This window comes from Nocardioides carbamazepini (assembly GCF_024614185.1).
Taxonomy (GTDB): Bacteria; Actinomycetota; Actinomycetes; order Propionibacteriales; family Nocardioidaceae; genus Nocardioides; species Nocardioides carbamazepini.
The window spans coordinates 667,267-688,743 of the sequence record NZ_JAHTLF010000025.1 but is presented as its reverse complement, the minus strand read 5'-3'; the positions used below and the strand labels follow the sequence as shown (position 1 = coordinate 688,743).

At 72.1% G+C, this 21,477-nt stretch carries 15 protein-coding genes; 5 read left to right on the top strand and 10 right to left on the bottom strand.

Annotation, left to right across the window (positions count from 1 at the left end):
* Positions 1–18 precede the first annotated feature (18 nt).
* From KVF89_RS29425 to KVF89_RS29400, 6 genes are all read right to left on the bottom strand, one after another.
* The gene (locus KVF89_RS29425; RefSeq protein WP_257430734.1) at positions 19–594 is read right to left on the bottom strand and encodes a TetR-like C-terminal domain-containing protein; all 576 of its coding nucleotides are present in this window, start codon (positions 592–594) and stop codon (positions 19–21) included.
* Between the two features lie 84 nt (positions 595–678).
* Positions 679–1,392 carry a TetR/AcrR family transcriptional regulator gene (locus tag KVF89_RS29420; RefSeq protein ID WP_257430733.1) on the bottom strand — a complete coding sequence of 238 codons (714 nt, stop codon included), beginning with the start codon at positions 1,390–1,392 and terminating at the stop codon, positions 679–681.
* Positions 1,389–2,120 (bottom strand): ABC transporter ATP-binding protein, encoded by a 732-nt coding sequence (locus tag KVF89_RS29415; protein ID WP_257430731.1) that lies wholly within the window; start codon positions 2,118–2,120, stop codon positions 1,389–1,391. Before KVF89_RS29415 ends, KVF89_RS29420 begins: the two co-directional genes overlap by 4 nt.
* On the bottom strand, positions 2,113–4,035 hold the full coding sequence (locus KVF89_RS29410) for a branched-chain amino acid ABC transporter ATP-binding protein/permease (RefSeq protein ID WP_257430730.1): 1,923 nt from the start codon (positions 4,033–4,035) through the stop codon (positions 2,113–2,115). The genes KVF89_RS29415 and KVF89_RS29410 overlap by 8 nt, the downstream gene beginning before the upstream one ends.
* A complete protein-coding gene (locus tag KVF89_RS29405) occupies positions 4,035–4,907 on the bottom strand; it encodes a branched-chain amino acid ABC transporter permease (RefSeq protein WP_257430729.1) in 873 nt (290 codons plus the stop codon). Before KVF89_RS29405 ends, KVF89_RS29410 begins: the two co-directional genes overlap by 1 nt.
* Positions 4,907–6,100, bottom strand: a complete 1,194-nt coding sequence (locus tag KVF89_RS29400; RefSeq protein WP_257430728.1) for an ABC transporter substrate-binding protein — start codon at positions 6,098–6,100, stop codon at positions 4,907–4,909. The genes KVF89_RS29405 and KVF89_RS29400 overlap by 1 nt, the downstream gene beginning before the upstream one ends.
* Positions 6,101–6,264: 164 nt before the next feature.
* Here KVF89_RS29400 and KVF89_RS29395 point away from each other — a divergent pair, with 164 nt between their 5' ends.
* From KVF89_RS29395 to msrA, 4 genes are read left to right on the top strand one after another with little or no spacing between them, the layout of a single operon-like run.
* Complete coding sequence (locus KVF89_RS29395) at positions 6,265–7,197, top strand: VOC family protein (RefSeq protein WP_257430727.1); 933 nt, start codon at positions 6,265–6,267, stop codon at positions 7,195–7,197.
* 5 nt (positions 7,198–7,202) lie between these two features.
* Positions 7,203–8,711, top strand: coding sequence for a class I adenylate-forming enzyme family protein (locus KVF89_RS29390; RefSeq protein ID WP_257430726.1), 1,509 nt, complete (start codon positions 7,203–7,205; stop codon positions 8,709–8,711).
* Entirely contained in the window at positions 8,708–9,463 is a 756-nt protein-coding gene (locus KVF89_RS29385; RefSeq protein WP_257430725.1) for an SDR family NAD(P)-dependent oxidoreductase, read from the top strand. The genes KVF89_RS29390 and KVF89_RS29385 overlap by 4 nt, the downstream gene beginning before the upstream one ends.
* Positions 9,464–9,504: 41 nt before the next feature.
* Positions 9,505–10,143: a peptide-methionine (S)-S-oxide reductase MsrA gene (msrA, locus tag KVF89_RS29380; RefSeq protein WP_257430723.1), complete on the top strand. Its 639-nt coding sequence runs from the start codon at positions 9,505–9,507 to the stop codon at positions 10,141–10,143.
* A 30-nt stretch (positions 10,144–10,173) separates the two neighbouring features.
* Here msrA and KVF89_RS29375 read toward each other — a convergent pair whose 3' ends face one another.
* Positions 10,174–17,799, bottom strand: a complete 7,626-nt coding sequence (locus KVF89_RS29375) for a DUF5979 domain-containing protein (protein ID WP_257430722.1) — start codon at positions 17,797–17,799, stop codon at positions 10,174–10,176.
* A 391-nt stretch (positions 17,800–18,190) separates the two neighbouring features.
* On the opposite strand from KVF89_RS29375, the gene KVF89_RS29370 reads away from it, so the two are divergent.
* The gene (locus KVF89_RS29370; RefSeq protein ID WP_257430721.1) at positions 18,191–19,528 is read left to right on the top strand and encodes an ABC1 kinase family protein; all 1,338 of its coding nucleotides are present in this window, start codon (positions 18,191–18,193) and stop codon (positions 19,526–19,528) included.
* Between the two features lie 13 nt (positions 19,529–19,541).
* Here the strand turns inward: KVF89_RS29370 and KVF89_RS29365 are convergent, their stop codons facing one another.
* From KVF89_RS29365 to KVF89_RS29355, 3 genes are read right to left on the bottom strand one after another with little or no spacing between them, the layout of a single operon-like run.
* Complete coding sequence (locus KVF89_RS29365) at positions 19,542–20,285, bottom strand: VOC family protein (RefSeq protein WP_257430720.1); 744 nt, start codon at positions 20,283–20,285, stop codon at positions 19,542–19,544.
* Positions 20,282–20,659, bottom strand: a complete 378-nt coding sequence (locus KVF89_RS29360; protein WP_257430718.1) for a pyridoxamine 5'-phosphate oxidase — start codon at positions 20,657–20,659, stop codon at positions 20,282–20,284. Before KVF89_RS29360 ends, KVF89_RS29365 begins: the two co-directional genes overlap by 4 nt.
* A 30-nt stretch (positions 20,660–20,689) precedes the next feature.
* Entirely contained in the window at positions 20,690–21,469 is a 780-nt protein-coding gene (locus tag KVF89_RS29355) for a TSUP family transporter (protein WP_257430717.1), read from the bottom strand.
* Positions 21,470–21,477: the final 8 nt, after the last annotated feature.

Genomic DNA, 21,477 nt, shown 5'->3' with positions numbered 1-21,477 from the left:
ACGCCCCCAGGGGTCCGCTCAGGCGGAGGCTCGCACCGCCCGGACCATCGCGAGGACCGTCTCCACCAGGGCCTCGTCCGGTACGCCGTCCTCGGCCACCGCCCGGAACATCACCGGGGCCGACATCACCGTGCGCAGGTCGTCGATGTCGAGGTCCGCGGGGAACTCGCCACGCGCCACCGCGCGCTCGAAGACCGCGCGGCTGCTCTGCGACTGGGCGGCGACCCACGACCGGAAGAAGGCCTGGACGTGGTCGTCGCTGACCGATGCGCCGATCAGGCTGGCCACCAGCCGGGCCGACCCGGGCTCCGCGTACTGCCGGATCCGCTCGGTCAGGAACCAGCGCAGCTCCGCGACGACGTCGCCGAGGTCGGGCACCGTCACCTCGGGGAAGGCGTGCGCGGCCGCCTCGGCGACCAGCTTGCTCATCGAGGGCCAGCGTCGGTAGATCGTCGCCTTGCTGACCGACGCGGCAGCGGCGACCGAGCCCGTGGTGACGGCACTGATCCCCCCGTCGCGCATCAGCGCCACCACGGCCTCGAGGATCTTCAGGGTCAACGGGTCCGCGACCTGGTCGGCCTGCTCAGCCGTCACGCCGCCCTCGTCTCCGCCGTCCGTCCCTGTGGGGCTGTCCGGGTCATCGTAGGGCGGCGCCCCGGCGCGCGCGGACGGCCCCGCTCAGCGCTCCACGTTCTTGAGGACCCCCGAGACCCACATGGCCGTGATCTGCTCGGCGACGACCGCCGGGTCGCTCACGTCGTGGGCGCCGTGGACGTAGGTCAGGTTGGCGTACTGCTCGATCATCCCGCCGAGCAGCGGCGCGATGAGCTCGATCTGGACGCCCTCGCGGAGCAGGCCGAGATCCTGGCAGCGCTTGAGCAGGCGAGCCATCCTGGCGTACACCTCCGCCGCGGAGCTCAGCCACAGCTTGCGCACCTCGTCGACGACCTGGCTGGCCTGGATGAGCAGCGTCATCAGGTCGACGTGCTCGCGGTAGAACTCCAGGTAGCGCTCGTAGCTGGCCTGGATGGAGGCGAGCGGCCGGTCGGGGTTGAACGGAACGCGGATGTAGTCGCGGTACTGGCGCAGGAAGTCGTCGAGGATCACCAGCATCAGGTGCTCCTTGTCGGTGAAGTACCGATAGAAGGCGCCGTTGGACAGGCCCGCCTCCGCGGCGATGTCCGCGACCCGCGCGTGCACGTAGCCGTCGCGCTGGAACACCACCCGGCCGGCCTCCTTGAGCTGGACCAGGGTGGCTCGGCCCTTCGCCGTGCGCGGCCGGGGTACCGCGTCCGCGGCGATCAACGAGGTCTCCGTGCCGCCGTGCTCGACGGCGTCACGCACCGCGTCCTTCGGCAGCCACGTCGCCGCGGGGCCCTCGGCCGTGCTCACGAGGCGGCCTCCTCGATCCCGGTCATGCCCAGGTAGGCCTCGCGGACCACCGGCGACGCACGGAGCTCGGCGGCGCTGCCGGTCGCGACGATCCGTCCGTGCGACATGACCACCCCCCGGTCGGCGACCCCGAGCGCCCCGTCGACGACCTGCTCGATGAGCAGCACTGCGCTCCCGGTCTCGCGCGCCATGAAGGTGACCATAGCGAAGACCTCGTCCACCAGGATCGGACTCAGCCCGAGTGACGGCTCGTCGAGGAGCAGCACCCGCGGTCGCCCCGCCGCGGCGCGGGCGAGGGCGACCATCTGCTGCTCGCCGCCCGAGAGAAGGCCGGCCTGCCGGTCCCACAGGGTCCGCACCTTCGGGAAGGTGTCGAGGAGGTGCTCGACCGGGTCCGCGTCGGCGCGCCGCCGGCGCGCCGCGATCCGGCCGAGCTCGACGTTCTGCGCCACCGTGAGCCCGCCGAACAGCCGCCGCCCCTCGGGGACCAGGATCACGCCCCGGCCAGCTCTCGTGTGGGACCGTCTCCGGGTCAGGTCCGCGCCGTCCAGCCGGATCGAGCCCTCCTTGGCCGGGAGCAGGCCACTGACCGTGCGGGCCAGCGTGGTCTTCCCGGCGCCGTTGGCACCGAGCACCGTGACGACCTCACCGGGAGTGATCGTCAGGTCGATGTCGCGCAGGACCGGCACCGCGCCGTACCCGGACGACACACCGGTGAGCTCAAGCATGCTGGCCTCCTGCCACCGCGACGTGTCCTTGGCCCAGGTAGGCGGACACGACCAAGGGATCGGACAGGACGGTGTGGGCGTCCGCCGCCGCCGCGACCCGGCCGTCGATCATGCACACCACGTGGTCGGCGATCCGGCGGACCAGATCCATGTGGTGCTCGACCAGCAGGACCGACAGGCCCTGGTCCCTCAGGCGTTCCAGAATCAGCGCCAGGGCGGCGATCTCGGTGGGGTTGAGGCCGGCGGCCGGCTCGTCGAGGACGAGCAGGCGCGGCCGGGAGACCAGTGCCCGGGCGAGCTCGACCAGCCGCTGCTGACCATAGGAGAGCTCGTCCGCGGTGCGGCCTGCCTCCTCGGTGAGTCCGACGAGCTCGAGCGCCGCGGCCACGTCGCGCAGGTCCCGTTCGCGCGCACGCCGGGCCGCCCGGGTCGCGCTCACGGCACCGGCACAGGACATCGAAGCGGTCTGCTCGGACCCGACCAGGACGTTGTCGACCACGGTCAGCTCCGGCGAGAGGATCGGCGTCTGGAAGGTCCGCGCGATGCCCAGCCGGGCCCGCCGGTACGCCGGCAGGCCCCGCAGCGGCGTCCCCCCGAGATGCATGCTCCCGCCCTGGCCGGCGTAGACACCGGAGATCAGGTTCACGACGCTGGACTTGCCGGCGCCGTTGGGGCCGATGACGGCCACGATGCTGCCCGGCGCGACGGTGATCGAGACCCCGTCGACCGCGCGGACGCCGCCGAAGGCGAGGCCGACGTCGGTGACGACGAGCTCGGCGGACTCGCCGGACGTGTGCGCCACGGCGACCAGGTGGGCCGCCGGCTCCCCGCCGTGCCACGGCGCGATCGCCGCGCGGCGCGGCCGGCGCCTGCGCAACAGCCTCTGGGCGCTCCCGACGATGCCGGCCGGCATGGCGAAGAGCACCGCGATCATCATGAAGGCGATCAGGCCCTGGGCGGAGAGGTACCAGCGGTCGCTGATCGTGTCGTTCTCCCACCGCACGAAGGCCGCGACCGAAGGCGCGGTCTGGAGGTAGACGATCACCGCGGTGCCGATGACCGGTCCGAGCACCGTGCCGGCGCCGCCGAGGATCACCATCACGATCAGGTTGACCCCCAGCATCAGCGCGAAGCTCTCCGGCTGCAGGTGGGCGAACACCAGGGCGTAGCAGGCACCGCCGAGCCCGGCGAGCCCAGCGGCGAAGGACACCACCGCGACCTTGCGCAGGTAGACGTTGACGCCGAGGTGGGCGGCCAGCAGCTCGCTCTGCTTGATCACCGACAGCGACAGGCCCCATCCGGTGCCCGCGACTCGTCGGTAGAGGAGGAGGCTCAGCGCAGCGATGACGATCACCGGGACCAGCGCGGTGGCCGGCGTGCCGCCGAAGAGCGGCGGCTGCAGCTCCCACCCGAACAGCGACGGCGGCTCGATCAGGCTCGACCCGTGCGCGGCGGTGTTGGGATAGCCGCCGAACTGGCCGAAGGGCTTCCACTCCGCGAGCACCTTGTAGACCACCACGGCCGTGATCAGGGTGACCATCGCCAGCTGCGGGCCACGCATCCGCGTCGTGGCGACGGCGATCACCACCCCGGCCAGGGCCGGCACCAGCGCCGCGAGCAGCATGCCGACCAGGAACGGAGCGTCCCAGGTCAGCTGGGTCCACACGAAGGTGTAGGCGCCGATGGCGAGGAAGGCGCCCTGGGCGAAGGAGTGCATGCCGGTGCGCCCCACCAGCAGGTTGAGGCCGACGGAGGCCACCAGGAAGGCGCAGATCTGCCCGATCTGCTGGCTGTTCGACAGGCGCACCCCGGAGCCGTCCGTCGTGTAGAGGATGGCGAGGAGCGCGACGACGGCGACCGCGAGCGGGAACGCCCACGGCCGCAGCCGGGCGAGCGGGAGGGCGACGGCGGCCATCAGACCTTCACCTCCACGCGCCGGGCGAACAGGCCCTCGGGCCGGAGCACCAGCACCCCGACGACGGCGACCAGGCCGATGACGCCGCCGGCGGTGGCACCGAACCAGTGCGCGAACAGCTGCTCGGCGATGCCGTAGAGCACGCCACCGGCGAGAGCGCCCCAGACGGAGATCAGCCCGCCGATGACGGCGCCGGCGAACGCGGGCACGAGCAGCAGCGGTCCGATGTCCGGGAACACCCCGACGTATCCGGTCCACAGGGTGGCGCCGACCGCGACGGCGGCCGACCCGATCGCGTAGCTGAGCATCCCCATCCGGCGGGCGTCGATGCCGACCAGACCGGCGGTCTCGGTGTCCTCGGCCACGGCGCGCATCCGCACGCCGAGGCCCGTGCGGGTCACGAGGAGAGCGATCGCGATCCCCAGCGCGAGGCAGACGACGGCCAGCAGCGCGAGCTGCTTGGGGACCTGCGCGAACCCGAGGGACAGCACCCCGTCCAGCCGGGCGAAGTCCAGCGGGCGGTGCTGGGTCCCCTGGCTGTTGCGCAGCAGGTCGACCGCCACCAGCGACAACGCGACGGTCACCAGCAGCCACCGGGCGTCATGGCCGTCGTTGGTGACGAACGGCCTGATCAGGACGGCGAAGACCACCGCCCCAACCAGGGCCACGATGATCGCCGCGGCGGCGAGCTTCGCCGGTGCCGGCAGCCAGCCGACGCCCGCCAGGCCCAGCGCGACGAAGGCGCCGATCGCGCCGATCTCGCCGGTCGCGAAGTTCATCGTGTGGGTGGTGCGGAAGGTCAGCGCGAAACCCTGGGCGATCAGGGCGTACAGGCAGCCGATCGCAGCACCCACGAGGATCTGGTCGAGCATCAGGAGCCGGCCGATCCGATCGTGCGGAGGTTGCCCTCGGGATCGAAGCCGATGACGTACCACGACGACGGGTCGTCCTCGTAGAGGTCGTGGTCGTCCGCGCCGAACGGCTGCTCCCAGACCCGTCCGTTGACATCCAGGCTGGGGGTGTCCTCCATCGCCTGGCGCACCGCCTCCCAGTCGTGGGCGTCCTTCGCAGCGGCCACGGCCTGGGCGTAGAGGATCGCCGAGGTGTAGGTGGTGTAGACCGCCACGGCGCTGGTCGGCTTCTCGCCGTACTCCTCCTCGTAGCGCTGCGCGATGCCGGCGAAGGAGTCGCCGGTCAGGTCGCGGGGCTCGATGAAGGCGAGGTTCTCCCACTCCCGCGGCTGGGCCAGGTCGGTGTAGCCGGCGAGCACGGTCGCGGTGACGAGGAACCGGTCGGGCTCGAAGCCCAGCTGGTCCATCGCCTTGCTGACCGCGGCGGTGTCGGCGCCGGTCGTGACGGCGACCAGGATCGAGTCGACCCCGGCGTCCCGCATCTTGCGCACCTGCGAGGAGACGTCGGTCGCGCCCGGCTGGATCACCTCCTCGTGGACGACCGTCTTGTCGTTGTCCTCGGCGTAGGCCGCGAGCATGTCGCGGTTGGACTGGCCGTAGGCGTCGGCGCCGTAGAAGATGCCGACCTTCGCGCCCGGCTCGGCCCACAGGTAGGAGCCGCTGACCGCGATCGCGTCCGAGTTGTTGTTGTTGGTGCGGAAGCCCCAGTTCGGGTCCGCGTCGGGGTCGAGGATCTCGTCCGCCGCGGCGATCGAGACGAGCCACGGCCGCCCGGTGCGCTGGATCGTCTCGGCCACCTGCAGGCTCGGACCGGATTGCGACGGCCCGAAGACCGCGTCCACCTCGTCCTGGTTGAGCATCGTCTGGATCACGCGCGAGGCGACGTCGGGCGAGCCCTGGTCGTCACCCTCGACCTTGTCGAAGGTGACCCCGAACCTCTCCTTGATCTCCGGCTCCGCAAGCTCGATGCCGCGCACGAGCTCGGTCCAGTAGAACTGCGCCGCGCCGGACTTCGGCCCGATCAGCCCGATCGTCGCCCGCAGCGGGTCGCCGGAGTCACCGCCACTGCCCGTGTCGTCGCTGCCGCAGGCCGCCGTCAGGAGCAGCGTCAGCGCGGCAGCGCCCGCGGCAACGGATCGAAGCGTTCGGTTCATGGTCTTCCTTTCGAGGGCCGGCCGGGGGGCCGGCTGTGATCGCCGTCACCGAGTTTGTGAAACTCACATCACTTTAAGGGGCGATCTAGGCTCCGTCAACGATCATCTTGACCGTGCGTGCCACAATTTTGTTAAGGTGGCGTCACCTTTTGGAAAGGATCACCGTGAACGGCATTCCCAAGTGGTTCGGTCATGTGAACCTCAACGTCCGTGACATCGCCCGGTCCGAGCGCTACTACGCCGAGGTGCTCGGACTGCGTCCGATCGTGCGCATGGCCCCGGACATCGACCAGGCCGGCGACGCCTTCGCCATCAACGAGCTGGTCCGCTGGAGCGGCGTGCTGATGAGCGACGACCGCGGCGTCCGAGGTCCCGTGCTGGACGTCCTGCAGTGGCATCCCGCCGTCGAGGACGTGCGGGTCCGGCAACCCGACACCGGGCACCGCTGGGGCCTCAACCGGCTCCTGTTCACCGCCGCGGACCTCGATGAGGTCGCCGGCCGCGCCGCCGCCTGGACCCCGGACGTGCGCGCGGTCGAGATCGTCGACGAGGGCGGCGAGCCCGTCCCCGCGCTGCACCTTCGCGACCCCGACGGCACCCATCTCGAGGTCCGCTACGACGCCGACCGGCCGCTGCGCTTCCGCGGAGTCCGCCTCAACTGCAGCTCCCTGGAGCGCAGCACCGGCTTCTACCAGCGCGTGCTGCGGATGCGCGTCGCCGTCGACCGGCGGACCACGATCGACGGCGAGGTGGTGCACCGCCGGATGCTGCGCTACGAGGGCAACCGCGACACGTTCGGCATCGAGCTGTGCGAGCCCGGTCCCGAGGTGCTCCTCCCCCGCGCCCTCACCCCGGGCAACCACCCCGGGCTCTACCGGATGGCACTGGTGACCGAGGATTTCGCCGCCAGCCTGGAGCACCTGGGCGATCTGTTGCCCGAACCACCCCGAGTCGCGAAGATCGACATCGGCGCAGGAGTCGGACTCCTGGACGCGGTGTTCTTCGAGGATCCCGACGGCGCGGTCGTCGAGTTCATCGAGCACGGCCTCGTGGAGGGCGCGCGCCGCAACAACCGCCCCGTCCCCCAGGAGATCTAGTCGTCATGCGCAGCACCCTCCCCACCTGGATCGGCCACTGGGCCACGCTCTTCGGCGACCGCCCCGCGATCCACTTCGGCGACGAGGCCGTGACCTGGAGCCGGTTCGACGAGGAGGTGGCGCGCTGGCGCGCTCGGCTCGGCGCGCTGGGCGTGCGCCCCGGGGACCGGGTGGCCATCTGCCTGCTGAACCGGCCCGAGTTCCTCTACGTGGAGTTCGCCGCGCACCGGGTCGGCGCCGTCGTCGTCCCGGTCAACACCCGCCTCGCCGCCCGCGAGCTCGCCGAGGTCCTCGAGGACGCCACGCCGGCAGTGGTCGTCTACGAGCGGGACCTGCCGGCGCTGGCGGCGTACCTCACGGACGCCTGGACCGGCGGTGTCGCGGTCGACGTGGACGCCGCGGCGCCGGTGGCACCGGACCGGGGACCGCTGCCCGCACGCGACACCGACGAGCCGGCGGCCCTCATCCACACCTCGGGCACGACCGGCCGCCCGAAGGGCGTGACCCTCACGCTGGGCAACCTGGAGGCGTCCCGGACGCTGTGGATGTCGGAGTACGCGCTGACTCACCGCGACGTGCACCTGGTGGTGATGCCGCTGTGCTTCTCCGGTGGCTTCATCGCCTCCTCCAAGCACGCGATCGCGGCCGGCGGCACGCTGGTGCTGGTCCGCGACTTCGAGCCACTCGAGGCACTGCGCCTCGTCGAGCGCCACGGCGTCACCTGGATCACCTCCGTGCCGACGATCCTGGACCGGATGCGGGCTGCCGCCACCTGGGACTCCACCGACCTGACCTCGCTACGCGGCATCCAGTCGGGCGGCGCCGTCGTTCCCCCCGACCTGGTCGAGGCGTACGGCGCCCGCGGAGTCAACGTCAGCCAGGCCTATGGGCTCTCCGAGGCGACGGGCGGTCCGTCGATGTGGATGGACGACGCCATGATCCGGGTCAAGGTCGGCTCGGTCGGCCGCGCGGCGCTCGGCTTCGAGATCCGGCTGCTCGACGACGCGGGCGAGGACGTCGCGGTCGGCGAGATCGGTGAGATCGCCCTGCGCGGACCGCAGGTCTTCGCCGGCTACTGGGGCCGCCCCGACCTCACCTCAGAGGCGCTGGCCGACGGCTGGCTGCGGACCGGCGACCTGGCCCATCGCGACGAGGACGGCTACTACTTCATCGCCGGGCGCAAGAAGGAGATGATCGTGACCGGCGGGCTCAACGTCTACCCGGCCGAGGTGGAGCGGGTGCTGGACCACGGTCCCGGCGTCGCGGAGTCGTCGGTGGTCGGCGTCCCGAGCGAGCGCTGGGGCGAGGAGGTCGTAGCGTGCGTGATCCCGCAGCCCGGCGCCGTCATCGACCCGGCGGCGGTGACCGCCGCCGCCCGGGCGGGTCTCGCCGACTACAAGGTCCCCAAGCGGGTGCTGGTCATGGACGACTTCCCCCGCACGCTGTCCTCGAAGGTGCAGCGGGTCGCGCTGCGCGAGCGCGCCGCGCTGCTGCTCGCCGAGGAGAGCCGGTGAGCCGCCCCGCCCGCACCGTGCTCGTGACCGGCGCCAACGGTGTCGTCGGGCGGATCGTCGCCGAGCGGTTCGTCGCGCTCGGCGACCGCGTCTTCGGTCTCGACCTGACCGCGCCCGCCGCGGCCCTCCCCGGCGTCACCCACGTCGACGTCGACCTCACCGACGACACCCGGGTGCGCGCCGCTCTCGACACGCTGCGTCGCGACGACGTGCGGTTCGACGTCCTGGTCAACTGTGCGGCGCTGTTCGGCGACTACCGCGCCACGCACCGGATCGCGCTGGAGACCTGGGACCGGTTCATGCAGGTCAACGTCCGCGGTCCGTTCCTGCTCATCCGCGAGGTCCTCCCCGACATGCTCGCCGCCGGCTACGGGCGCATCGTCAACGTGGCCAGCATCAGCTCGGTGCAGGGCGGCTACCGCCAGGCCCACTACGCCGCCTCGAAGGCCGCCCTGATCGGGCTGTCCAACACCGTGGCGCTGGAGTACGGCCCCCACGGGATCACCAGCAACTGCGTGCTGCCGGGCGTCATCGACGTGCCCCGGCTCGCCGATGCCCCCGACGACGTCCGCGAGCACGCGTTGAGCACGGTCCCATCGCGACGGTGGGCGCAGCCGGAGGAGGTGGCCGCCGCGGTGCTCTACCTCGCCGGGGACGAAGCCGGCTATGTCAATGGCGTCCAGCTGCCCGTCGACGGCGGCAGCGCCCTGCTCCAGCTCAGGTTCAGCCGCGAGCTCCGGTTCGACGACTGAGCCGCGCAGCCGCCCCTTGCCGGCGGGGAGACAATGGCTGCATGTTCTCCCGCCGCACGCCCGACCTGGTCGACCCTGCCGAGGCACTGCCCGGCCGCACCGCCCCGGCGTTCGCCCTCCCCACGCTGCACGAGGTCCTGCGCACCCCGCTCGTCACCGACGACGTCCCCGACGGCCTCGAGGTCGCCATCTTCGGCCTCGGCTGCTTCTGGGGCGCCGAGGAGATCTACTGGCAGGTCCCGGGGGTGTGGTCGACCTCGGTCGGGTACGCCGGCGGCAGCACCCCGAACCCGACGTACGAGGAGGTCTGCAGCGGCCGCACCGGCCACACCGAGGCCGTCCGGCTCGTCTTCGACCCGGCCCAGGTCTCCTACGCCGACCTCGTCAAGCGGTTCTTCGAGGTCCACGACCCGACGCAGGGCATGCGCCAGGGCAACGACGTCGGCACGCAGTACCGCTCCGCGATCTATTACACGACGCCCGAGCAGGAGCAGACCGCCCGCGCGCTGACCCAGGTCTACGGCGACGAGCTCGCCCGCCGCGGCCTGGACCCGATCACCACCGAGATCGCGCCCGCCCCGGCGTACTACTACGCCGAGCCGCACCACCAGCAGTACCTGCACAAGGTGCCGCACGGCTACCGCTGCCACGCCAACACGGGCGTACCCTTCCCCGGCTGAGAAGAGCACGCCCGTGTCCGACGGGGTCGCTCAGGCCCTCCTGGCGCCGCCCCGGTGGGTTCCCTTGCGGTTCCGGCCGACCAGGTAGCCACCGCAGAGCAGCATCAGCACACCGGAGACGAGGTACCACGGCAGGCTGGCGGAGCTGCCGGTGTCGGGCAGCGCGGTCGCGCCGCCGACGTCACCCTTGCCGCCGCCCTTGCCGCCGCCCTTGCCGCCCTCGTCGACGCCACCGACCTCGCCGGGCGGGGTGGTGTGCTCGGTGGTGCACAGGGCCGCGACGCGGGCCGGGCTGCCGACCTTGGGGCAGGACGACGGCGGCGTGTCCTCCGCGCTGCCGCTGACGACGTTGCGCAGGGTCACCCCCCAGGCAGCGGTGTTGACGACGACCGTGTAGCGCAGCGTCGCGACCGCTCCCGGCGCGAGGGAGGGGATCTGCCACACCAGGCGGTTGCCGGTCCGGGTGACGCTTCCCGTGCTCGGGGTGCCGAGCGGCTGGAGCTGGGCGTTGCCCAGGACGGAGGTCAGGTCGTCCTCGACCACGATGCCGACGACCGCGGACTTCTTGGACCGGCTGGTGGCCGTGAGCGTGTACGTGATCGTGCCGCCCGGAGCGACCTGCGAGCCCGAGGCCGGATCGGCCGTCTTCGTCAGATCCCACTCCGCCTTGGTGTCGTGCGTGGTCTGGCACGGCTCACAGGTCGTGGGCGGCACCTCGCCCGTCGCGGACGCGACATTGCGCAGCTCCACGCCGACCGCTCCGGCATCGACCTTGTACTGGTAGGTCAGCGTCAGCGGCTGGTTGCCGTCGACAGTGCCCGCGGTCCACCGGATCTTCTGACCGTCGATCACGGCCGTGCCCTGGCTGGCCACGGGCGCACCGACGGCGGTCGCGTAGGGCTCGACCTCGGCGAGGTCGTCGATCACCACCACGTCGTCGACCGGGTTGGTGCCGTCGGGCGTGATCGTCAGCGTGTAGGTGATCACGTCACCGGGAGCCACGACCGCCCCGGACCCCGGGTTCGAGGTCTTCGTGACGCGGTAGCCGCCCGGGGTGCGGTGCAGCGTGTTGGTGGCCACGACCGCGACCGTGGTGTCGTCCCCGATGGTCAGGTCGACGTCGCGCCCCGACCCGGTGGGGTCGCCGTCGACGGTGTAGCTGACGCCTCCCCACGCGTAACCGCGGTCCGGGGCGGGCAGCTCGGCGCTCGGCTCGGTGAGCCGGCAGGTGCTGCCCTGCGGCAGTCGCGGGCCGTCGTACGCGGTCACCGCGTCGCGAGGCACGTCGATCCGGCCGGTCACGGGGTCGGTGGCGCCGGGCACGTCGCAGGCGTAGTCGAACGGGTACGTCGTCCCTGCCTGCGGCGCTCCGGCGGGGACGCCGGATCCGGTCAGCAGCTTCTTGACCGTGAAGGTGCCGAAGACCCGGCTGATCGGGTTGTCGACGGTGACCCGGGCCGGCCCCTGCCCGGCGGTGACGGTCACCGGGCCGGACGGGGTGTAGGTCGGCGTGCCCCAGCGGTACGACGGGTCGGCGAGTGCCGGACGGGTCGCCTGCTCCTCGACGGTGCAGGTGGAGCCGATCGGCACGTCGTTGACGGTCGACGACGTGGTGGGCGACACCGTCAGGGTCCTCGTGATCGCGGCGCCGCTGACCGGCGTGCAGGTCACGTCCACGGCGAAGTCTCCGCCGACGTAGCCGGCCTTGGTGCCGGAGATGGTCTTGGCGACCTCGACCGTCCGGGTGTGCCGCTGGAGCTCGTTGGTGACCGTCACGACGACCGCCACCTGTCCGGTCGGAAGGGTGAAGGACACGCCCGCGGGTCCGGTGCTGACGCCGTTCTCGTCGACGCCGTCGACGTCGTAGGCGGGGTCGGCCCAGGAGTAGGACGGGTCGCCGAGCGCGGGAAGCGCGTTCTCGCCCACCGTGCAGGCGCTGCCGACCGGGACGTCCGGAGCGTTCCAGATCCCACCCGCCGCGATCGCGTCGGAGGTGCCCTCGACCTTGTCGCCGTTCTTGGCGACGCAGGAGTAGTCGAAGGTGTAGGTCTGGTCGGCCGGCTCGCCGGCGGTCGCTCCGGTCAGCGCCTTGGTGATGGCGAAGGCGCCCGTCGTCCGCGATGCCGTGTTGGTGACGGTCAGCGTGACCGTCGTCCCGGCACCGACGGTGACCGAGTCGGGCGAGATGACCGGCGCCTGCCACACGAACGAGGGGTCACCGGCCACCGGCGCGGGCCGGAGTGCTGTGTCCTCGGTGGCCGTGCAGGTCGAGCCGACCAGCACGCCGCCGACGGTGAAGGTGCCCTCGTCCGTGACCGTCCACGAGCCGGTGACCGGGGCGTCGTTGCCGTAGGTGCAGGTGTAGCCGCCGGTGAAGGTGAGACCGTCGTCGATCGCCTGGCCGCCCGCGATCTCCTTCGTGATCTCCAGGCTGCCGTAGACGCGGGTGACGTCGTTGGTGACCGTCACCTGGTGACCGCCGGCCGCGGTGAGCGTCACGACGCCCCCCGACGGGGCGATGACCGGCGCGAGCCACGTGTAGGAGCCGTCCGCGAGGTCGCCGTCGTCCAGCGTGTCCTCGCTGACGGTGCAGACCGACTCGGCGGGGATCCGCTCCGCCGGACCGGCGACCTGGACCGATCCGCCGGTCGCCGGCAGCTCCCAGCGGCCCTGGCCGACGACCGTGGTGTCGTAGCGGCAGCTCCAGGCGCCCTGGACCGTGGTGCCACCCGGAAGGGCGGCCGCGGGACCGGCGTACTCCTTGACCACGGTGAGGTCGGAGTAGACCCGCTTCACGTCGTTGGTGACCACCAGTGCCGGCGTCGTCGTACCGACGGTGACCGGCCCGGAGACCTGAGGTGCGGTCCACGTCCAGGAGGTGTCGGTCAGGTCCCCGTCGTCGAGCGCGTCCTCCGCCGCCGAGCAGACCGTGCCGAGGGGCAGGTCGACGTCGGGGGTGAGGGCGGCGTCGCCGGTGCCGGTGACGCGCCAAGTGCCGGAGAAGGTCTCCTCGGTCGCCTTGCCCTGGTCGTAGACGCAGGACCAGGTGCCGGAGAACCCGGTGCCGGAGGTCACGACGCCCGACGTCACGCCCGGGCCGTAGGCCTTGCGGATCTCGAGGTCGCCCGTGACCCGGCTGATCGGGTTGGCCACCGCGACGGCGGCACTGCCGGCACCGATCTCGACGGTGTCGGTCTCGTCACCGTCGACCTCGATCGTGGGCTCGCCCCACGCGTAGGAGGCGTCGCGCAACAGGTTGGCCCCCGGCGCGGTCTCGCGGACCGCGCAGGTCCAGCCCCGCGGGACGCCCCCGGCCAGCTGGACCGCGGCGGCACCGGCGACGACCTGCACCTCGCCCTCGAAGAAGGGACCCGTGGCCGGGTCCGCCAGGTAGCAGCGGTAGGCGACGGTGAAGTCGGCAGCGGTGCGGGTGTAGCCGTCGGTCTCCCCCGTGACCTTCTTCGTCACGAGGAGGCCGCCGGTCAGGCGCTTGATCTTGTTGGTCACCTTCATCGTGTTCGGGCCTGCCGCGCTCGCCGTGACACCGGTGAGCGTGGGGGTCTCCCACACGTACGACGGGTCGCCGCTCACGGCGCCGCGGTCGTCCTCCGTGGCGGTGCACTGCGAGGTGAGCAGCACGCTGCCGGCCGGGCCGGTGAGCGTGGCCGCACCCGCGCCGTCGACGGTCCAGGTGCCGCCCACCTGCTGGCCCGACTGACCGGGGTAGGTGCAGGTCCAGGTGCCCGAGTAGGTGCGGTCGGCGGCGAGGACGCCCGAGTGGCCGGCCTCGTCGACGATCTTGGTCAGGTCGACGGCGCCACGCACGCGCTCCACGGTGTTGGTCACCGTGACCTCGGGCGAGGAGCCCTCGGTCGCCTTGACCGACCCCGGCGCGATGTCCGGGCTGCCGGACCACGTGAAGGACGCGTCGGCCAGACCGGCGCCCGCCGGGATCGGGGCCTCGCTCGCCGAGCAGGTGACGCCCAGCGGGACCGTGAAGCTCACCGAGTCGCCCGCCTTGACGGCGCTCGGTCCGTAGGTCGTGCCGGCACAGGTCAGCGACACCTGGAAGCTGGTGCTGGCGGCGCCGGTGAACCCGCCGTCGGGGTCGACGACCTTCTTGGCCACCGCGACGTCGACCTCGCGACGGCTGATCGTGTTGGTGGCCTGCACCGTCACGGGCGCGCCGTCGGCCGGGGTGGTGAAGGTGACGCCGCGTCCCGAGGACGAGCCCTGGGCACCGGTGACCGCGAACGTGACGCCCGCGTCCCATCGGAACGGATCGATCGGCGCCGGGTTGGCGCCCTCGGTGACCGTGCAGGAGCTGCCGGCCGGGATCTCGACGCCCGCGGGCAGGCTGGTCGTCTGACCGGCGCGGGCCTGCAGGGAGCCGGTCTGCGCGGTGCCCCCGCCGGCCGGAGTGCAGGAGTAGTCGAACGTGAACGGCTGGTCGGCATAGGCCGTGCCGGCGGCGCCGCCGTTGACGACCTTGCCCACGGCGAAGGACCCGGTGACCCGGCGCACCGGGTTGGTCACGCTGAACGTAGCCGTCGGGTTCGCCTTGGTGACCTTGACGCTCGCCGGCGTGATCGTCTCCGCGCCCCACACGTAGGAGGCGTCGGTGGCGCTCGGCGCGGCGGGGGACGGGGCGTTCTCGGTGATCGTGCAGGTGGAGCCAAGCAGGATCGAGCCGGTGGGGCCGCTGACCGTCGCGGCGCCCGCGCCGGTGCGCTGCCAGGTGCCGGAGACGGGCGCGTCGCCGCCGTAGACGCACGACCAGGTCCCGGAGAACGTGGTGCCGGCGCCGTTGACGCCGCCCAGCCCGTCGACCGCCTTGGTGACGGCCAGGTCGCCGTAGGCGCGCTTGATCTTGTTGGTGACCGTGACGCCGACGGTGGTGTTCTTGGTGCTCAGCGTCTTCGTGACCGGGGCGGGAGCGCCGTCCCACACATAGGACTCGTCGACCAGCCCAGCGGAGCCGCTCGGCGCGTTCTCCGTGACGGTGCACGACGTGCCGACCGGGAGGTCCGGCGTGGTGGCGGTGGCGCCGACGGCGAGGGCGAAGGTGTGCTGGTAGTCCGCACCCCCGCCGCTGGCCGGCTGATCGCAGGCGACGGTGACGGGGAACGTGGTGCCGGAGGCGACGCCGGAGGCCAGCGCCGTCGGCGCGATCGCCTTGGTGACGGAGAGCTTGGCGTAGACCGGGACCGTCGGGTTGGTGACGGTGACGGTCTTGGAGCCGCCGGTCGGCACGGCGACGGTGCCGTTGGTCAGCCCGGCGTAGGACGGGGTGCCCCACTCGTGGGAGGCGGCGAGCAGGTTGCCCGCGGGCGCGGTCTCGACGACGGTGCAGTTGACGTTGGCCGGCACAGAGACGGTCTGCTGGCTCTGGGCGCCGGTCGCCGCGAGGTTCACGGTGACCGGGTTGTTGCCGCAGTCGTAGGTGACGGCGAACGGCGTGCCGCTGCCGACGTACCCGCCGCCCTGGACGACCTTCTTCAGGACCAGGTCGGCGAGGTTGCGCTTGAAGTGGTTGGTGACGGTGGTCGACGTGGTCTGGCCGGCCGCGACCGTGATGCTCGTCGGCGCGAAGGCGTTGCCGTCCCAGCCGTAGGAGCCGTCGGCGAAGTCACCGGACTGCGCGGTCTGCGTCTCGGTGAAGGTGCAGGACGCCCCGGCGGCGATGCCGGGGACGACGGCCGGAGTGCCCGGCGTGACGGCGACCGTGCCGGAGGCGACGACCGTGTTGGCCGGCAGCGAGCAGGTGTAGGCCACCGGGAACGGGCGAGCGTTGCCACCGGTGTAGCCACCGGCGGGCGTGCCCGCGCGCGGGGCGACGACCTTGGCGACGCGGATCGAGCCGGTGGCCTGGGTGATCGTGTTGGTGACGGTCACCGTCGGGCTGGCGCCGTCGGCGATGGTGACGCCGTTGTTGGCGTAGGACGGCGCCGACCACGAGTACGACGCGTTCTTCAGATTGCCCGTCGGCTGGGTCTCGGTCACCGTGCAGGTGCGACCGACCGGGATCGCCGGGGAGGTGAACCCGGTGCCGGTCGAGACCGAGAAGGCGACGTTGCCGCTGCCGCAGTTGTAGGTCCCGGTGAACGGCGTGCTCGCCGAGCCGGTGAAGCCGTCGGCCGGGTCGGCGATCGTCTTGGCGATCTTGAAGGTGCCTGTCTGGTAGCGGTTGACCACGGTGCAGGTCACGTTCTGCCCGTCGCCGACCGTGACCGAGCCGTTCGCACCGTTGCCGGTGCCGCCGGTGCACGACCAGCCCTGGCTCACGTAGCCGGCCGGACCGGTCTCGCTGAGGTCGTAGCTGCCGGTGCCCACCCGCTGAGCGGTGACCGCTGCCGAGCCGCCGGGGCCGGAGATCGTCGTGGCGCCGGTCGCGGTGAGGGTGAAGCTCGCCGCGGTCGCGCTGCCGCCACCGCCGTTCTGGACGGTCTTGACCAGGGTCAGCGTGCCCTTGGGGGTGTAGGTGTTCGTGAAGGTGCAGGTGATGGGGCCGGCGGCGGTCGTGGCCGGGGCCGGGACGTTCGTCAGGTCGAGCTTGCGTGCCGGGAGGCTGTAGGCCGCCTGCGGGACTGTGGCACCGGTGCCGTCGACACAGGCGATGCCGGTCAGCGACCAGCGGTCACTGCCGGCGCCGCTGGGCGCGGACTCGGTGACGGAGACCGACTCGGTCTGCAGCAGCTCCTTGGTCGTGGAGTCGGACGTGCTCGTGCTCGAGGAGAGGCTGAACGAGCCGGCGTCCCACGGCGAGCCGGGCCGGTTGGACGTCGAGCCGAACCCGAAGGACGTGTTCGGCACGGAGACACCGGACGGCCCGACGACCTTCTTCACGATCTTCAGGCTGCGGACCTGCACCAGGCTGACGTAGATGCACGCGGAGGTCTGGGCGTTCTCGTCGGTGAGGAACTCGTTGGCGGTGGCTCCGCCCGGCGCGGCCGGGCAGGTGCCGTTCGACGCGGGGGCCCGGAAGCCGTCGACGGCGAGGCGGTAGCTGGCCCCGCCGATCGTCACGGTCTGCTGGCTGATCGCGCTGGTGAACTTGATCTGGTCCTGGCAGTTGCCGTTGCCCTTCCACCAGCCGGAGGGACACGAGGAGCTGCTGTTCGAGGTCTCCCACAGGGTCCAGTCCCAGGTGAAGGTGTTGGCGCCGGTGACGCCGGCGAGCTGGAAGCTCATCTTCCCGGTGAAGCGGTCGTCGTTGGTCTGGACCGGGTTGTTGTAGTGGGTCACCTTGCCCAGCAGGAAGGGGGTCCCGTCCTGGGTGGTGGTGGCGGCGGTCGGGACGACCCCGACCGCGCTCTGCTCGCTCTTCCTGAGGCTCGACGGACAGTCGTCGTCGTAGCCGTGGGCGGTGAGAGCCTCGCCCGACGAGGTGACATAGGTCGAGCTGCTGGAGGTGTTGGCCGGCGCGTACCGGATGCAGTTGCCACTGGTCGGCGCGTGATCGCTCATCTGCGCCGTCACCTGGCCGATGGTGATCGTGGCGGCCTGGGCGGCCGGCACCGTGGCCGGCGACAGTCCGACGCCGATGTTGATGCCACCGGCCAACAGGGCCAGGGCGATCGCCCTGATCCCCGTTCGACGGATCGCGCCCGGTCGCCGTGACAGCGCGCCGGAAAAACGGTCGGCGATTACGCCCATGATGAAGGCCCCTCCAGCCTTGTGCCCGCTCTTCCCTCCCACGGATCGAGACGGGCGTGTCCCATTGATCGGCTCTCACGCTAGGTGCTTTCCTAGGCGATGTCCGGACCATGCGGGGACTTGTTGGGCGACCCGGATGTGTCGTGCGCCACGCCCTCAGCGTGGGGCATTCGATATCCGAGAACGCGCGCTCCGACGAGCTCTCGACGGACGGCGGGGACGGTGGCCGATCCCGTGCTCGCCTCGGGAGGAGGAACGACCCGTCCGGGCGAGGGTCACGGGGCGCATCGGCGACGATCAGGCGCACCTGAGCCGTTCGGGAACCCGATCTCGGGACGGGCGCCCGGCCACGAGGGCGTCCCGGTACGGGGCCACCTGACAGACTGAGGGCATGGCTGACCTCCCCCGGAAGGCCGCGGCGCGCACAGCGCGGCTCGCGGCACTCCCCCTCGGGTACGCCGGCCGCACGGCCGTCGGGTTCGGCAAGCGCCTCGGCGGGGCACCGGCCGAGGCGGTGATGAGCGAGATCCAGCAGCGCACCGCGGAGCAGCTGTTCCGGACCCTGGGCGAGCTCAAGGGCGGGGCGATGAAGTTCGGCCAGGCCCTGTCGGTGCTCGAGTCGGCGCTGCCGGAGGAGATGGCGGCGCCGTACCGCGAGCAGCTGACCCGGCTCCAGGACTCCGCTCCCCCGATGCCGACCCAGACGGTCCGCGACATCCTCGCCGAGGATCTGGGCGCCGACTGGAGGGAGCAGCTGGTCTGGCTCGACGGGGCACCGACGGCGGCCGCGAGCATCGGGCAGGTCCATGAGGGCAGGTGGCACGACGGCCGGCGGGTCGCCGTGAAGGTGCAGTACCCCAACGCCGGCCAGGCGCTGATGGCCGATCTGCGCACCCTGGCCCGGGCCGCCCGGGCGATCGGGCCGCTCATCCCGGGCGTCGACATGAAGCCGCTCGTCGAGGAGGTCCAGGCGCGGGCCCGCGAGGAGCTCGACTACGACCTCGAGGCCGAGGCTCAACGCGAGTTCGCCCGGGAGTTCCGCGACGACCCGCACATCGTCGTCCCGGACGTCGTCGCGGTCGGGCCCCGCGTCCTGGTCACCGAGTGGCTCGACTCGACGAGCTCGCTGGCGGCGGTCATCACCGACGGCACGCCGCAGGAGCGCGACCACTACGGCGAGATCTTCACCCGGTTCCTGTTCTCCGGACCGGCGCGCACCGGCCTGCTCCATGCCGACCCGCATCCCGGCAACTTCCGGGTGATCCCCCACGAGGACGGCTCACCGGGTCGCATCGGCGTCCTCGACTTCGGCGCCGTGGCCCGGCTCCCCCAGCGCGGACTGCCCGAGCCGATGGGCCGGCTGATCACGCTGTGCGCGGCCGGCGACGGCGATGCGCTGATCGCCGGCCTGCGCGACGAGGGCTTCCTCAAGGACCGGATCCGGATCGAGCCGCGGCTCCTCATGGACTACCTGTCGCCCTTCGTCGACCCGACGCTCGTGGAGCGCTTCCGGTTCAGCCGGGAGTGGATGCGCGAGCAGTTCCAGCGGATCAACAACCCGAAGGACCCGGCGTACACGGTGAGCATCAAGCTCAACCTGCCCCCGTCCTACGTCCTGATCCACCGCACCTGGCTCGGTGGTGTCGGCGTGCTCAGCCAGCTCGAGGCCGAGGCGCCGTTCCGGGCGATCATGCAGGAGTTCCTGCCGGGCTTCACCCCGGCGGACTAGGTGTTCTGGCCCGTTAAGCCGGATCGCCGTCGGTGAGGCAGTAGACCCGGCCGACCGGATCGGCGAGCACGGTCCAGTGCTGGTGCTGCGCCAGCACCCGCGCGCCGAGCCCGAGATGCCGCTCGGTCTCCGCGGCCCGGTCGGTGGTGCCCCAGTCGAGGTGCGCCCGCACGTCACCGGTGTCGTCCGCGCCGAGTCGCTGGACCAGCAGCCCGAGCGGCTGGCCCGCCGGGGCGACGAGGAACCTGAAGTCCTCGGTGACCGTCGATGCGCGCTGCCGCCACCCGGTGACGGCGGCCCAGAAGCCCAGCTCCCTCTCGTACGCCGCCCGCGGCACGTCGATCGCGACCTGGCGCACCCGCGCGGCCGATCCCGGTCGGTGCACGGCCGCGGCCGGACGCCGCGACGCGGGGTGATCGACGAAGCAGAAGACGAGGCCGGCGGGCGAGGCCAGGACGACGTGCCCGCGGTCGGCGACGATCGTCGCGCCGGCGACCCGAGCCGCGTCGGCCGCGGCCAGCGGGTCGGCGACATGGAGATCCAGGTGGAGCCGGTCCACGCCCGCATGGCGGCGCTGGACCTTGAGAAAGGGGTCGCCGTCCGGCGGCAGCAGGGACGCGAACTCGTCGTGGTCGCCGCGCGGGGGCGAGACGGCGTACCCGGTCGCCTCCTGCCAGAACCCGACGCTCTCGTGGTGGTGGGTGGCCGCGTTGTCGAGGAAGGCGGTGACCCAGAAGGGACTCGTCGGCGCGGTCATCCGCCCACCGGCGCGCAGTCGTGGCCGCAGCCGTCGGGCGGCAGTGGGCCGTCGGCGTGGGCAGCGGGCCGGTGCAGCACCGCGGCGCTCGCCGTGACGACGACGTCCTCACCGTCGGTCGCGGCGGTGCCGTCGACGAGGAGCGTGTATCCGTGGCGCTCCTGCGGCGGGAACACCACCGTCACCGCGGGATTCTCGGCGAGATTGCGCAGCGTCCCCCGTCCCGGACCGGCGATCCGCAAGGTGCCGTCGTCACCTGCCACCGGGTCGACGGTCACGACCTTCACCTGCGGGGAGGACGTGGTCAGCAGGTAGCCGCTGCCGAAGTCGCCGAGCGCCTGGCACAGGTCCGCGGGATCCACCGGAATGCTCATGGCCCCCAGGCTAGGCGTCGCCCGGGGCCCTCACCACAGGCCGAGCACACCGCCACCGATCCGGACGACGAAGGCGCTCACCACGGCGATGAAGAAAACCCGGACGAACCGGGAGCCGCGGGCGACGGCGGTCCTGGCGCCGAGGTAGCCGCCGACCAGGTTGCAGGCGCCCATCATCAACCCGACGTCCCACAGGACCGCTCCGCTGGGGATGAAGAGGAGGAGCGCACCGATGTTGGTCGCGAAGTTCGCGAGCTTGGCCTTGGCCGAGGCCTGGAGGAAGTCGTAGCCCATGAGGCCGACGAGGGCGAAGACGAAGAAGCTGCCGGTGCCCGGACCGAGGATGCCGTCGTAGAAGCCGATCACGAACCCGACGCCCATCGCGGCCGCGAGGTGCCGGTGGCCGGCGAAGCGCAGTGCGGTCCGCTCCCCCAGCTGAGGGCGCAGCAGGACGTATCCGCCGACGGCGACGAGTGCGACCAGCACGATCGGCTCGAACGCGTCGCGCGGGATCCGGGACGCCAGCAGGGCTCCGGAGAACGCGCCGCCGAGGGCGAGCGCCATGAGCGGCACGAACGTGCGCGGGTCGGGCCCGATCCGGCGGTAGTAGGTGAGTGAGCTGACCGCCGTGCCGCACACCGAGGCGATCTTGTTGGTCGCGAGCACCTGGACCGGACTCGCGCCGGGCAGGCCGAGCAGCAGGGCAGGCAGCTGCACGAGGCCACCGCCACCGACCACGGCGTCCACGAAGCCGGCGGTGAGGGCCGCGAGCGCGAGGAGCGCGACGACGGTCAGGCTGAGGTCCCCCACGTCGCCGA

Coding starts and splice junctions, on each gene's coding strand:
- KVF89_RS29415 (WP_257430731.1), bottom strand. CDS start 2,120: ATGCTTGAGCTCACCGGTGTGTCGTCCGGGTACGGCGCGGTGCCGGTC.
- KVF89_RS29410 (WP_257430730.1), bottom strand. CDS start 4,035: ATGGCCGCCGTCGCCCTCCCGCTCGCCCGGCTGCGGCCGTGGGCGTTC.
- KVF89_RS29405 (WP_257430729.1), bottom strand. CDS start 4,907: ATGCTCGACCAGATCCTCGTGGGTGCTGCGATCGGCTGCCTGTACGCC.
- KVF89_RS29400 (WP_257430728.1), bottom strand. CDS start 6,100: ATGAACCGAACGCTTCGATCCGTTGCCGCGGGCGCTGCCGCGCTGACG.
- KVF89_RS29390 (WP_257430726.1), top strand. CDS start 7,203: ATGCGCAGCACCCTCCCCACCTGGATCGGCCACTGGGCCACGCTCTTC.
- msrA (WP_257430723.1), top strand. CDS start 9,505: ATGTTCTCCCGCCGCACGCCCGACCTGGTCGACCCTGCCGAGGCACTG.
- KVF89_RS29375 (WP_257430722.1), bottom strand. CDS start 17,799: ATGGGCGTAATCGCCGACCGTTTTTCCGGCGCGCTGTCACGGCGACCG.
- KVF89_RS29370 (WP_257430721.1), top strand. CDS start 18,191: ATGGCTGACCTCCCCCGGAAGGCCGCGGCGCGCACAGCGCGGCTCGCG.
- KVF89_RS29365 (WP_257430720.1), bottom strand. CDS start 20,285: ATGACCGCGCCGACGAGTCCCTTCTGGGTCACCGCCTTCCTCGACAAC.
- KVF89_RS29360 (WP_257430718.1), bottom strand. CDS start 20,659: ATGAGCATTCCGGTGGATCCCGCGGACCTGTGCCAGGCGCTCGGCGAC.